Consider the following 13323-nt stretch of genomic DNA (forward strand, 5'->3'; position numbering starts at 1 on the left):
CAGTGGATTGCGGAGTCCGCCGGGTGCATTGTGGTCCTTCCACGCTGAATGACCACTCTAGCAATACTTTTCGCGTCGCAGCCGGTGAACTACATTGCGGCACCTTATGAACTGTGCAGGTCGCAGCCACGATCGGAGTGCTCATCGCGGTCCTGTCTCGGCCCAGACGAATGTCGGCTCAAGTACGGCAATGTCTTTACCGGATCGGTGCCGCGGTGCAATGCTTTGCGCCGTGACAGTCGACAAGACCAGGCCGTGGTTCAAGCTCTACGACAAGGGCGTTCCTCACTCCGTCATATATCCACCGTTGTCTATCAAGCAGATGTTCAACGCGTGTGCCGAAGCGACTCCCGAGCGGGACTACCTGATCATCAACGACATCAAGATGCCTTACGGGCTCGTCAACATGATGGCGCGCAAGGCGGCTAATGCCCTGGCCTCGTTGGGCGTGAAGAAGGGCGACAGAGTCGCGCTGATGTCGCCGAACGTGCCGCAGTACGTCATCGCGTTCCAGGCCTGCGCCAAGCTCGGAGCGATCGTGGTTCAGGTCAACCCATTGGCCGCGGTGCCGGAGGTGCACCACTATCTGAAGGACAGTGGTGCTGAAGCGCTGATTGTGCTGGCGGCCTTTGCCAAGGGGCCGATTGAGATTCTGAAATCGAAGGACACACCGCTCAAGAACGTCATCACGTTCCAGATTCCCAGCGTGACAACGGAAGTGGAGGCCGGCTCGGGTATCCACGACTTCAACGAATTAGTCGGCGCCGCCGACGATTCCGAGCCCAACGTCGAGGTTCGCCCGTCTGACGTCCTGATGCTCCAGTACACCGGCGGCACCACCGGGCTGTCCAAGGGTTGTGTGCTGACCAACGACAACCTGGTGTCGATCGCCTACCAGGAGAACTACTGGATGGCTCCGCTCCTCGACAAGGACGAGCCGCTGCGCAGCCTTGCGGCGGTCCCGATTTACCACATCTACGGCTTCAACATGAACGTCAACGCCAACCACGTGAGCGGCGGCACGATCATCCTGGTGCCGCAGCCCAGCGTCGACAATGTCCTAGCGGCGATCAACAAGCACGAACCGAATATTTTCCCGGCAGTTCCCGCCATGATCATCGGTCTCAACCAGCACCCTGACATCACCACCTCCAAGATCCGATCGGTCAAGGCGGTCGTCTCCGGATCTGCGCCACTGCCGATCGAAGCGATGCGCACATTCGAGAAGCTCTCCGGCGCGGTGATCACGGAGGGGTACGGCATGTCCGAGACCTCCAACATCGTCACCGCCAACCCGTTGCGGACCGTGCGTAAGCCCGGTGGGGTGGGTATTCCGTTCCCGGACAATGACGTTCGCATCGTCGACCTGGAGACGTGCACGAAGGACATGCCACTGGGTGAACCCGGCGAGCTGATCACCAAGGGGCCGACCGTCATGCGGGAGTACTGGAACAATCCCGTCGAGACCGAGAAGGCCTTCAAGGACGGTTGGCTGCTTACCGGCGACATTGCCTACATGGACGAAGACGGCCACATCTTCATCGTTGACCGCAAAAAGGACATGATTCTCTCCAGCGGGTTCAACGTCTACCCACGGGAGATCGACGAACTGATGTACTCGCACCCGAAGGTGTTGCAAGCCTGCTCTTTCGGCATTCCCGACGAAAAGCGCGGTGAGAGTCTCAAACTCGCGTTGGTCCTCAAGTCCGGTGAAGAGATGACCGAGGAAGAAGCCCGCGAGTTCTGCAAAGCGAACCTGTCGGGCTACAAGGTACCCAAGGAGGTCGTGTTCCTCGCTGAGCTACCAGCAACCTCTGTGGGCAAGCCTGACCGAAAGAAGTTACGCCAGATGCAACTTGGCTAAGTCGGGCGGATGTCACCATCCGTCACAGCGCACTTCTCATCGTCGGTGACTAGAGGCGCATCTTGAACCCGGCCGTGGTGCGCGGCATCGGCAACTGCTCGCCACCGAACTGGGCAGCATAGGTATTGATGGCTGCGACGTAGGAACGTTGCTGGGGTTTCGCCCCCGCGACGAGGTTGGGAATCTCAGCGTGAACCTTCTTGCACATGTCGGCTCCGGAGCATGACATGGCATCGAGTCGAGTCGCGAATTCCTCTGCCGCGCGCCGCAAATCGGCTAATACGCCTCTGTCGTAGCAGCCATACAATCGCGGAAACTCGGTGACCAATTTTGCGTCGACTCGCACCTCGCTGGCGAGAACAGCCGCCGACTCGCCGATATGTTGAACGTCGCCGGAATCGACCGCCGAATCGTAGGCGCTCAGCTTGGTCCTCAGCTGCGATGCCAATCCATTGGCGTACTGCTGCCGATAGAACTCCGGTGACGCGTCATTCGGACTCGTGCGGTTCTCGCACGTCTCAACGCCGGGAAGGGTAGTCACCACGCTGGACTGTCCAAACGGAGCTGTCCCCGAGGGTGTCCCGGAGGAACTGCATGCGATCAGGGTCACGAAAGCACCCACAACCGCTAGCCCACCGACCACGTGCCTGATCGAACTTGCCACACCCAACGCCGATGCACCCCTCTGCTGCCGAGCGTCAGGTTATCCGCCTTGCGATGCGCGCGCAGCGTATTCGGCCGTGAACAGCCCCGTCGACTATAGCGATCGAGTCCAGTCGACGAGAATTTTGGTGAACAACCGCGGGTCCTGGCCATGCATCGAGTGCCCCATCTTCGGATAGGACTGGTAGGTGAAGGGCTGTCCGCAACCTTCGATGAGTTCCCCGACGCGCGCCGCTTGCCGGTCGGAGATCGCTCCGATGAGGTCGCCGGTTTGCTCGTCGACAACGCGGAAATGATGGGTGAACAGCACCGGCACCTTGACGGCTGACAGCATGCGTTGATGGTCGCAACTGGCGCTGACGGTTCCGCTGTAGAAGGCCCGGCCCCACTCCGGGTCGTATTCCTTCAGGTTCTGCGGAGGCCCGTCAGTGGGCAGGTGCGCCAGCATGGCTGCCAGCCACGACGGGATCTTGTCGGGAGCGGCCGTCCGAGCTTCGTCGTAAGCTCCGATGCTCCACTGGTTGCCCAGGTAGGTTGCCCACAGATCGAACATCGCACCGATGCCCTGGCGTAGCGACGGCCCGACCGCGGGTGTGGTTTCGGAGGAGAACAGCGGCGGGTCCTCGTAACGTGCACCAAGAACTTGGCCAGGTTTGGCGTAGGCCGACAGCCAAGCGGCCAAGACTCCGCCGGAGGACAGCCCGCTGACAAAAGTGGGTTGTTCGATCACGCCGTCGATGAACCGGACCAGGTCATTTCCCATGTTGTCCAACGTGTATCGGCCAGGAGTGCGCGTGGCGCGTCCCTGGCCGCGCAGATCGACGGCGAAAACGTTGAAGTGCTCGGCAAGCAGGGGCATCGCTGCTTCGTAACCCCACCATGACTCGGTCTGCCCGGGGATGAGAAGGAGCGGCGGAGAGGCGCCGTCCCCGGCGCGGGCATAGTTGAGCCGGACTTCGCCGGTGTCGTAGAGCTGTTCGGGGTAGCGATGTTCGATGTAGGTATCCGCTGCGGCATGGGGTCCAAAAGCGTTGGCGTAGGGGCTCATCACTGATCTCCTAGTCGAATGCGGTGCGCCAGTAGACGATCACACGCGGCTAGCGTGCGTACCCCGAAGTATTCATCACGGGTCCCCAGCACCACCGCGCGTTAGTTAGGACCGCCAACGGCTATTCATGACTGGCTCGCGCGCCACTTGTCGAGAACCCGACGGTCCCGTTTGGTCGGCCGCCCGGCACCACGATCACGGGCCGCTACCGGGATGGATGAAGTCGGGGGCGGCGCAGGTGTCCGATCGAGGTAGCACGTCACGGCATCGGCTGCGCCGACCCGCTTCTGGATCACGCGTACCACCTCGACGACCTTTGTCGTATCACCCACCCGGGCCCGCACCTCGTCACCGGGCGACACCGAGGTCGCCGCCTTTGCCGGTCGATCGTTGACCCGCACGTGGCCACCTCGGCATGCCGCCGCAGCGTCCGGGCGCGTCTTGGTCAGACGGACCGCCCACAACCACCGGTCCACGCGGGTCGACTCCATGCCATCCATCATGACGGCTGAGCGGTTCGATCAGACAGCTGTTGACCCTGGGTCGTAGATCGCGCGCACGAACCTAGCCAGGCTGCGACTTCTGTGGCGTGTGTTCGCAGTGGGTTCCGACTCATGAGGCTGAGGACCGGTGTGATCCAACTAGTAGCAACGCGCAGGCCACGCCCAGCAACGCGATGACCGCGGGCAGCAACATCGACTCAGACATTGCCGTCGCGAATTCGTTCCGGTACTTCACCGGCGGTACGACCTCAGGCCCCTGGCCACCGGCGTTCACGCCGGTCATGAGCGGCAGCTGACGAATCACCAGCCAATGCATGAGTCCGGCCATGGTGGCGCTGCCCAACACCGTGCCGACCTGACGGGCTGCGGTGAAAACGCCGGAGCCCACACCGGCTAACTCGGGGGGCAGATTGCGGATGGCGGTGACGGCCAGCGGCGCACCGAGGAACACCACGCCTACCCCGGCGGCGAGGAACGGCAACAACAACCGCCAGATGGGAGTAGCCGGGGTCATCTCTACCGACAGCCAGGCCATTGAGATGGCCAACACCGCGAAGCCGCCGCCGATGACTCGACGCGGGTCCGAACGGTCTGCGACCCGACCTACCACGGGCGTCAGCACCGCCGTCAGCACCGCGAGCGGCGCGGTCAGGAGCGCCGCGTGCATCGCCGACAGCCCGCATCCCAGTTGCGCGAAAAACATGAAAGGCAGCGCCATGGCGGTCCAGGCAAAAGCGAGCACACCAACCCCGAGACTGGCGACCGAATAATTGCGATCTTTGAACACGCGCAACGGAATTAATGGCTCACCCTTATTGGTGGCCTGCCAGTACACGAACGCCGCCATCATGATTAAACCGGCGGCGAACATCGCCCACATCCAGGGCGCCCCGTGCTGCGATGGGGCCTCTTGCAACGCGAACACGATCAAGAAAAGGCCGACGGCGGACAGCAGGACTCCGATGACGTCGAAGTGGTGCCGGCTCTTGGGCAGCACGGGTATCAGCCAGATGCCAAGCCCGACTGCCAGGATGCCGATCGGCACATTGACGAAAAAGATCCAATGCCAGTTCAATTCGTCGACGAGCACGCCGCCGACCAGTGGCCCGGCCAGCGTTGCGACCCCGACGACGGCGCCCCGGAGGCTCGTCGCGACGCCGCGGCGCTCGGATGGAAAAACGCGGGTGATCATCGACAACACCTGCGGAGTGAGGAACGCGGCACCGATGCCCTGCACCACGCGCGCCGCTACCAGCATCTGGATGGAATCGGCCAGGCCACACCACGCCGATGCCGCGGTAAAGACCGCAAGGCCGCCCAAATACACTGTCTTCGGGCCGAATTCGTCACCGAGGCGCCCGGCTACCAGGAGCGGCACGGCGAACCCCAGCAAGTACGCGCTGGTCACCCAGACAACCGAGTCGTAGTCGGTGTGCAACGCCGTCATGATCGACGGATTGGCGACGGACACCGCGGTCCAATCGATCAGGGTCATGAAGTAGCCGGTAAGCATCGCCCATAACGCCGCCCACGGGCGCGCTGTCGCCGGTTCAGCCATGGATCGAGCCACCTGCAGACGATACGCCGTCGGAGCGTTGGTGCCCCGACGAATCGAGGGCGATACTTCGGGGGTGATCGACGTCCGAGAAGCGACAGCAGCGGACAAGATGGCCGTCGCCCGAGTACACGTCCGATCGTGGCAGCAGGGCTATCGAGATCTCGTCGCGCAGGAGTTTCTCGATGGGTTGCAGCCCGAGGAGATGGCGACTCGATACAAATTTGAAGGGATGGACCCAAGCGGGCCATACACTTTGGTCGCGTTTGACGGCGACTCGATACGTGGCCACATCACCATCGGCCGATCGCGCGACGACCAATGGGTCGACAGCGGTGAGATTTGGTCGCTGTACGTCGACCCGCCGTATTGGGGCGCAGGGGTCAGCCACGCTCTGCTCGCCGCCGGGTGCAACCGACTGAGTCGCGCCGGCCACGACGCGGCCTTCTTATGGGTTCTTGCCGCCAACCTGCGGGCCCGACGATTCTACGAACGCAATGGGTGGACGACCGACGGAGTGCAGCAACCAGTTGTCCTCGGTGGATTGTCAGCGCAGCAGGTCAGGTACGTCACTGCGCTACGGCGCGAGACGTAACACTCCCAAACGGACCAGCGGCGCGATCACGCCGGCTTTCTCTTCCCCGGTCAGGTCGCCGGGCAGTTCGCGCACATAGAAGTCGCGCGTCTCGGTGATGAAATTCACTGCCTCACTGGCTAATTCGTTGACGGAGAGCAACGTGTTCCCGTTGTCGTCCATCAAGTGGACTATGTGGTCCTCGACGACGGGAGTCAATGTCCCGGCCCTGGTGTTGATCACGCGCCGGGAAGGGGCCACGCTGCTGTCGTCGTACCAGATGTCCGGTAGCGGCTGGCCGTACAGGTCCTGATAACGCTGACGAAAATCGTTAAAGGAAGCCACATTCTGTGGCTGACCACTGACCGCGGTGGGCTCGGGCGCACCATGTTCCTGGGCGGGCGAATGGTGGACGTAGTCGCCGAAGAAGCGATGGCTGTATTCCGTGTACTCGGAAGTGAACAGGATGAAGGCGTGCCAGGCCTCGTCCACCATCGTCGAGGACATCCCGAACGTCATGTCGGGGGTTGCCTCGCACAGCACGAGGTACCTTTTGACTTCGGTGAAGAGCTGCTCGGCGAAGGCCGACGTTTCGGCTACCCGATCTTTGACAAGTCGATCGATGACAAAGGGTGCATTGAAGGCCAACGCGTCTTCAAGTCGACCTTCAAGCACCACCGCAGTTTAGCGAGCCTGAGCGAATCCAAGGTCTTCGTTGCGGGACTTGCAGAAGCACAGGAGCTCGGCGGAGCGCCCCGTCGGGCTCGCGATGGAGAGGCGGCCGATCGTGACGGTCTGAGTGGTGTTGGTCGCGTTGCTCATGATTGTTGCCTTCCAGTTGGTGGGGGCGGTCTGCGTTCCTGGACCCCAGCCGATAGGAACAATTGTCATATGCGGATTGCGCTATGTATGTCCACCGGCGGGATGAAACCGTTGTCCCCCAATCGGGGGACAACGCGCTGTCGGGGTCGGCTACGCCCCCGTTGTTGCACAGTCGTTGAACAACTGATATCTGCTTATTCAGACTTCGCTCGAGAACTGATTCTGGAACGTTCCTCGGAGGTGCAGATTGTCGTTTGTCAGCGTGGCGCCGGAGATGATGGTGGCGGCGGCTTCGGATCTGGTGGGTATCGGCTCGTCAGTCAATGAGGCCAGTGCGGCGGTCGCGGGTTCGACTACCACGCTGCTGGCTGCGGGCGCGGATGAGGTGTCGGCGGCGATTGCGGCCTTGCTGGGCGAGCATGGACAGGCCTATCAGGCGATCAGTGCCCACGCCGCGTCGTTTCAGCAGCGGTTCGTGCGAGCTTTCGACACGGGGGCGGGTGTTTATGCGGCTGCTGAGGCGGCCAGTGTGGCGCCGTTACAGGCCCTTGAACACGGCATCTTGGATGTGATCAATGCGCCCTTCAACGCGTTGCTGGGACGCCCACTGATCGGCGACGGCACCAACGGGGCCGCGGGGACCGGCCAGGCCGGCGGGCCGGGCGGCATCTTGTGGGGCAACGGTGGCCATGGCGGGTCCGGGGCGGCCGGACAGACCGGCGGCGCCGGCGGCGCGGCGGGATTGTTCGGTACTGGCGGAACTGGGGGGACTGGCGGAGTCGGGACGACCGGCACGGCCGGCCCTGCGGGTCAGATCGGCGGGTCTGGCGGGCCTGGCGGGGCGGGCGGGGTCGGCGGTCACGGCGGGCTGTTGTTCGGCAATGGTGGCACCGGCGGTACCGGTGGGGCCGGGGGCACTGGTGGATCCGGAGGCCCAGCCGACGGCACCGGTGTGTTCGGTGTCGGCGGTCCGGGCGGGACCGGCGGCCTCGGCGGCGCGGGTGGCGCGCCCGGATTGTTTGGCAGCGTCGGTCACGCGGGCCTCAATGGAGCCGCCGGCCTTCCCGGTGGTTTCCCCATCGGACCCTTCACCAACAACACCGGTTTGCTCGATAGCCAGATCTACCTGACCCTGCTCGGCCAGACGACACCCGGTCACTGGTCGTGGATCGATCAGTACGGCGTGGCCCACGCGATCGACTCCAGCGCCGCCAACGCCACAGGCCACCTCACGTACAACGGGGTGAATTACGCCAATATGTCGTTCACCCTCGACCAGACGGGCAACCTCTCGATACCGTCCGAATTCCAGGGCGGCCGGATATTCATGTCGCTGAAGAACCCGCTCTATATCGGCATCGCCCCCGACAACTCGGGCTGGGCGGGACCCGATCCTGCGAATCCTGCCGATCCGAACTACAACACGGTCTACGACTGGTACGAGATGACCTACAAGTACGGTGCAGTTGCCTTCGGCGGCAACACCACCCAGGTGGACCAGTTCGGGTTCCCAATCTCTTTCACGCTGGCGCAGGACCCCACTTTTCCTGCGGACACCCGTGGCATAACTCTGTCGCGGACTCAAGTGTTCCAGCAGTACGCAGCCTCGCTGCCGACCGAGTTCCAGTCCTTGATCCTCAACGACACCAGCGGTGACCCGCTGCGGATTTTGGCCCCGCGGACCGCCCAGCCCGGTGGCTTGGCAAGCTGGCTCAACCAGCCGATCAACGACTTCTGGTCGACTTATCAAAGCCACCAATTCTTGTACGACGGCCCCGGTTACACGGTGACTGGCAGCGTGGACGCCAGCGGTCAGTTCGTCTACAGCCTGACCCCCGACGGGGGGAGCGCCTCGACGTACACGATGGTGAAACCTACGACGGCGCAGGTCTTTGCCTCCAATGGCCCATTCGTTGGGGCGGACTTACAGGGGGCGTTCCTCGCCGAGTTCAACGCGGCATTCAACCGAGGTGTGGCGACCTCGCCGGACCAGTGGGCCAATGTTGCCGCCTACTACCCGACGGGTGGGCGGTGGAACAACTGGGCACAGTTCTTCCACGCCAACAGCATCAGCAACCTGGCGTACGGCTTTCCCTTCGACGACGTGAACAACCAAAGCTCGGTGCTGATCCTGCCCAACGCTCAGCCGCCGACTCGGTTGTCATTCACCCTCGGTTAGCGAGCACTCGGCGGGCCTGACTCGTTGCGATTTCCGGGGCACGCACCGGGGCATCCGAAAATTTCTCGCGGAAGTGTGTAACGCCTTCGGGGTAACGCCGCACCAATGCCTGACGGAAAAAAATAATCCGAAGGGATCACATCATGGCATTGCAGAGTTTCGCCTCCAGCCAGCGCTTGTCAGCGTTGGACGCACGCTTGGCCCCGGTGGCCGACGTGGCGGCGCGGTATTCGTTGGTGCTGGTGATCGGCTGGATCGGCGCGCTGAAGTTCACCAGCTACGAGGCGCACGGAATCGCGCCGCTGGTCTCCAACAGCCCGCTGATGAGCTGGGTTTACAGCGTCTTCTCGGTGACCACCTTCTCGGCGATCCTCGGCGTGGTGGAACTGACGCTGGCGGCGCTGATCGCGGTCAAGCCGTGGAAGCCGGGACTGTCGCTGTTGGGAAGTATCGGTGCGGTCGGAATGTTCTGCACCACAATGTCTTTCATGCTCTCCACCCCTGGCGTGACGGCTGCCGAGGCCGGCGGCTTTCCGGTCCTTTCCGACACCGGTGGGTTCTTACTCAAAGATGTTGTGCTGCTGGCCGTATCAGTGTGGACTTTGCGCGACAGCCTCGGTGCGCTCAACAGCAAGGCAACTTCCAGCCGATAGAGTGCGCTTCAACCCGCCGAGACGATGGGATGCCGAGATGCCGAGCGATGCGGACGCGCTAGGCGTACGACTGCGCAATGGTGACGCATCGGCGTTCGTGGAACTGGTTGACCTGCAAGGACCTTCGATGCTGCGGTTGGCGCGCGACTACGTTCCCAATCGCGAAGTGGCCGAAGACGTCGTGCAGGAGACCTGGATAGCGGTGTTGCAGGGCATCGGCAGATTCGAAGGCCGATCGTCATTGCGGACCTGGATCTTTAGCATCCTGATCAATATTGCCAAGAAGCATGGACTCGCCGAACGTCGACAGTCCGACACCGCGGTGCGGGTCGGTACGGGCGGCACTGTCGACCCACAACGCTTCCGCGATTCTGGCGATCCGCTGCCCGGGCACTGGAAGGAGTCGCCCGCGCCGTTCCCGGACACGCCTGAGGGATCGCTGCTCGGGGCCGAACTGACGCGTATTGCCGGGAGCGCCCTGAGTCGGCTGCCCGAACGGCAGCGGACGGTGGTCAACCTACGCGACGTATTGGATTTCAGCGCCGAAGAAGTGTGCTCGATGTTGGAGATCAGCGCGGCCAACCAACGCGTGCTATTGCACCGCGGTCGCGCCGCAGTGCGCCAAGAACTCGAAGACTATGTTGGAGCGCAATCATGACCGCGGACGCAATGGACTGCAACGAACTCGTCGAGCTGGTTACCGACTATCTCGAGGGTGTACTCGATCCCGCCGTCCGGGCCCGGTTCGACGCGCACCTGGGGGAGTGCGACGGGTGCCAGAACTACATCGAGCAATTCCGCACCACCATCGGCACATTGGGCCGGGTTTCCGCCGACCGGCTTGACGACGATTTCCGTCGTCGGCTGATGCAGACCTTCAGCGGGTGGCAAACCGACCGACCGCCAGAGTAGACAGCTGCATTCGGATTATCGATATTCCTGCATCAATTCGACCCGGGCTCACCATTGCCGAACATGCGCCTAGGGCATCGAGACCGCGTACACGGCGACGAGCCTGCATTGAGAGGCGTCAGAATTCAAAAGCCATGCTGTGAGCGCATTCTCGGCGCGGTGGGCGCAGTCTCGCTGACGCCGTCCCCAGGAGGCTGCGGCGCATCCGGAAACAGCTCGGCGAAAGCTCCGAACCGGATGCGGTCCTGAACGGACTGATCAACGCCATCGAACAACTGATGCAGCGTCTCCTGCGTGTGGCCGAAAGTGCCTTCGGTGTGAGGGTAATCGCTGCCCCAGAGCACATTGTTGAAGCCCATCGCCGTCATCGCGGTGATCGCCGATGAGTCGTGCTGGAACGACGCGTACACCTGCGAATAGATGATTTCGCGTGGGCTGCGATTGAGCTTGGGCCGCACCACCATTGCGTGTTGGCGGTAGCCCTCCTCCATCCGGTCGGCGACGAACGGCACCCATGTTGCGCCGCCCTCCGAGACCAGGACCTTGAGGTTCGGATGCCGGTCCAGTGCGCCGGAAGCAACAAGTTTGACCACCGCGCGCTGACCGCCGAACGACGTCTCGACGTAGTTGAGCACCGCCCCGCCCGGACCGCGGTACGTCACGCCGATCGAATCTCCGGCCGCGAAATCTACTGGCTCGGTGCCGATGTGGAACGCGATCACCATGCCGATCTCCTCGGCGGTGGTCCAGAACGGCTCCCACTCATCGCGGTGGTAGTCGCGCTGCGCCGGATGTGGCGTCACTGGAAGAAACACTGCCTTGAAACCCATTGCGCCGCAACGGCGCAGCTCGGCGACCGCGTCTCCGATGTCCAGTGTCGACACTTGTGCGGTCGGGATCAAGCGCGGCGAGTGCGCCATGATCGTCTCCGCAGACCAGTCGTTGGAGGCCCGCATCGCTTCGCGGAGCAGTTCCGGTGTGCGAATCGACCCCGACCACATGCCCAGTGACGGGAACACCAACTCCGACCAGATGCCCTCGTGGTCCAAGTCGGTCAGCCTCTTGCTCACGTCGCGAGCCCCGGCCGCGGCCACGGTCGCCTCCATGAACTTCTGCTGGGCGACGCTGGGCAGCCTGCGGCGGAACATCTGTCCGTCGACATGGATGGATTCCCACTGTCCGTCCGAATCCTTCTCGCTGCGCGGCACCAGGTCGGCCAAGCGCTTCGGTAGGCGGGCCTGCCAGAGGTCAGCGGGCTCAATGAAGTGCGAATCTGCCGAGTTGGCCCACAACTTGCGACGTGCCTGCTGCTCTACCGGCGCCGCGGTCATCTCCCAATTATTAGAATTACGTTCTATAAGTGTCAATGACTGCCGGACCGATGAGAATCGGCGGCCGCAGTGGTCTATCTCTTCAAGACGACAATCGACAAGGAGACGGCCAATGCCATCGATCACCCCTTCACTGTGGTTCGACAACAACCTGGAGGAGGCAGCGGAGTTCTACACGTCGGTGTTCCCGAACTCGCATATCGAGGATGTCACCCGTTACAGCGAGGCGGGTCCGGGTGAGCCGGGATCGGTACTGTCCGCTCAATTCGTGCTGGACGGCACCCGGTTCATCGGCATCAACGGCGGCCCGGTGTTCAAGTTCAGCGAGGCAGTTTCGTTCATGGTCAACTGCAAAGACCAGGACGAGATCGACCACTACTGGGACCGATTGGTCGACGGCGGTGAAGAATCGCAGTGCGGCTGGCTCAAGGATCGCTTCGGCCTGAGCTGGCAGATCGTGCCTGACCGACTGATGGACCTGGTGAGCGATCCGGATCCGGACTGTGCCGCCGCGGCAACCAAGGCGATGCACACGATGTCCAAGATCGTCATCGCCGACATCGAGGCAGCGGCTGCGGGAGTGCGAGCCAAGGTCTAGCTCACTCGGTGAGCCGGGCGATCCATTCGATCGTCGCCTCCACGATGGGGGGCACCTCGTCAGGGTCCTCGCAGGCCGCAACCATCAGCGAGGACTCCGCCACGGTCGCGATGAGCACTCGGCTCTGTAGTTCTCCGCGCGGCGACGTGGCCAACTCCAGAACCGCCATCCAGTTGCGGAACGCGGCCGTCATCCGCGCGCGCCGTGCGGCTTGGAATCCGGCCGGCGTATCCCCGGACGACAGCATTCTGGCGGCGACCCGGTTCTCCCACATCGCTTGGAGGTAAGCCCGGACATGCAGTTCGAAGACCCGACGGCGGTCCGGTGCGGGGTCGCCGGCCTCCTGCATCGCCGACTCGATACGACGGTCCACAGCGTCAGCCATCTGCTCGAAGATCGCCAGAAACAACTCGCTCTTGCCGCCGAAGTGGTGGTAGATGCTCCCGATGCTGGCACCTGATTCGGTCACCACGTCGGCAATCGTTGCCGCGGTGAAGCCCTTGCTGGCGAACACCTCGGTCGATGCGTCCAGGATCCGGCGCTGCGTAGCGTCGGTTTTGGCCCAGCGGCGGGACTGCCGAGCGGACGTCATCGTTAGAAATTAGCCCGGGCACAGCCCGG

Annotated in this window: 15 protein-coding genes; 7 read left to right on the forward strand and 8 right to left on the reverse strand. The window is 62.9% G+C overall.

Annotated elements, in window-relative coordinates; all coding sequences use genetic code 11:
* Positions 1 to 232: 232 nt before the first annotated feature.
* A complete protein-coding gene (locus ACZY1I_RS10060; RefSeq protein WP_463754186.1) occupies positions 233 to 1864 on the forward strand; it encodes a long-chain-fatty-acid--CoA ligase in 1632 nt (543 codons plus the stop codon).
* A 49-nt stretch (positions 1865 to 1913) separates the two neighbouring features.
* Here ACZY1I_RS10060 and ACZY1I_RS10065 read toward each other — a convergent pair whose 3' ends face one another.
* The 4 genes from ACZY1I_RS10065 to ACZY1I_RS10080 all read right to left on the reverse strand — a co-directional run bounded on the left by ACZY1I_RS10065 (position 1914) and on the right by ACZY1I_RS10080 (position 5636).
* Entirely contained in the window at positions 1914 to 2405 is a 492-nt protein-coding gene (locus tag ACZY1I_RS10065; protein WP_463754187.1) for a hypothetical protein, read from the reverse strand.
* A 216-nt stretch (positions 2406 to 2621) separates the two neighbouring features.
* Positions 2622 to 3575, reverse strand: a complete 954-nt coding sequence (locus tag ACZY1I_RS10070) for an alpha/beta fold hydrolase (RefSeq protein WP_463754189.1) — start codon at positions 3573 to 3575, stop codon at positions 2622 to 2624.
* 125 nt (positions 3576 to 3700) lie between these two features.
* Positions 3701 to 4066 carry an RNA-binding S4 domain-containing protein gene (locus tag ACZY1I_RS10075; protein ID WP_463754190.1) on the reverse strand — a complete coding sequence of 122 codons (366 nt, stop codon included), beginning with the start codon at positions 4064 to 4066 and terminating at the stop codon, positions 3701 to 3703.
* Between the two features lie 121 nt (positions 4067 to 4187).
* Entirely contained in the window at positions 4188 to 5636 is a 1449-nt protein-coding gene (locus tag ACZY1I_RS10080) for an MFS transporter (protein WP_463754191.1), read from the reverse strand.
* Positions 5637 to 5676: 40 nt separating this feature from the next.
* Between ACZY1I_RS10080 and ACZY1I_RS10085 the strand changes: the two genes are divergently transcribed.
* Positions 5677 to 6228, forward strand: coding sequence for an N-acetyltransferase family protein (locus tag ACZY1I_RS10085; protein WP_463754192.1), 552 nt, complete (start codon positions 5677 to 5679; stop codon positions 6226 to 6228).
* On the opposite strand, the gene ACZY1I_RS10090 is transcribed toward ACZY1I_RS10085, so the two are convergent.
* A complete protein-coding gene (locus ACZY1I_RS10090; RefSeq protein WP_463754193.1) occupies positions 6211 to 6882 on the reverse strand; it encodes a glycine-rich domain-containing protein in 672 nt (223 codons plus the stop codon). The two genes, ACZY1I_RS10085 and ACZY1I_RS10090, sit on opposite strands and share 18 nt — an antisense overlap.
* A 9-nt stretch (positions 6883 to 6891) precedes the next feature.
* Positions 6892 to 7098, reverse strand: a complete 207-nt coding sequence (locus tag ACZY1I_RS10095; protein WP_463754194.1) for a hypothetical protein — start codon at positions 7096 to 7098, stop codon at positions 6892 to 6894.
* Positions 7099 to 7276: 178 nt separating this feature from the next.
* On the opposite strand from ACZY1I_RS10095, the gene ACZY1I_RS10100 reads away from it, so the two are divergent.
* The 4 genes from ACZY1I_RS10100 to ACZY1I_RS10115 all read left to right on the forward strand — a co-directional run bounded on the left by ACZY1I_RS10100 (position 7277) and on the right by ACZY1I_RS10115 (position 10773).
* On the forward strand, positions 7277 to 9208 hold the full coding sequence (locus ACZY1I_RS10100; protein WP_463754195.1) for a glycoside hydrolase family 64 protein: 1932 nt from the start codon (positions 7277 to 7279) through the stop codon (positions 9206 to 9208).
* Positions 9209 to 9351: 143 nt separating this feature from the next.
* Entirely contained in the window at positions 9352 to 9861 is a 510-nt protein-coding gene (locus tag ACZY1I_RS10105) for a YkgB family protein (protein ID WP_463754196.1), read from the forward strand.
* Between the two features lie 37 nt (positions 9862 to 9898).
* Positions 9899 to 10519, forward strand: coding sequence for an RNA polymerase sigma factor (locus ACZY1I_RS10110; protein WP_463754197.1), 621 nt, complete (start codon positions 9899 to 9901; stop codon positions 10517 to 10519).
* Positions 10516 to 10773 (forward strand): anti-sigma factor family protein, encoded by a 258-nt coding sequence (locus ACZY1I_RS10115; RefSeq protein ID WP_463754198.1) that lies wholly within the window; start codon positions 10516 to 10518, stop codon positions 10771 to 10773. The genes ACZY1I_RS10110 and ACZY1I_RS10115 overlap by 4 nt, the downstream gene beginning before the upstream one ends.
* 125 nt (positions 10774 to 10898) lie before the next feature.
* Here ACZY1I_RS10115 and ACZY1I_RS10120 read toward each other — a convergent pair whose 3' ends face one another.
* Entirely contained in the window at positions 10899 to 12104 is a 1206-nt protein-coding gene (locus ACZY1I_RS10120) for an amidohydrolase family protein (RefSeq protein WP_463754199.1), read from the reverse strand.
* A gap of 112 nt (positions 12105 to 12216) precedes the next feature.
* Here ACZY1I_RS10120 and ACZY1I_RS10125 point away from each other — a divergent pair, with 112 nt between their 5' ends.
* Entirely contained in the window at positions 12217 to 12702 is a 486-nt protein-coding gene (locus ACZY1I_RS10125) for a VOC family protein (RefSeq protein ID WP_463754201.1), read from the forward strand.
* Between the two features lies 1 nt (position 12703).
* Here the strand turns inward: ACZY1I_RS10125 and ACZY1I_RS10130 are convergent, their stop codons facing one another.
* On the reverse strand, positions 12704 to 13294 hold the full coding sequence (locus tag ACZY1I_RS10130; RefSeq protein WP_463754202.1) for a TetR/AcrR family transcriptional regulator: 591 nt from the start codon (positions 13292 to 13294) through the stop codon (positions 12704 to 12706).
* Between the last annotated feature and the right edge of the window lie 29 nt (positions 13295 to 13323).

The sequence above is a fragment of the Mycobacterium sp. IDUB_37 genome, assembly GCF_055419245.1.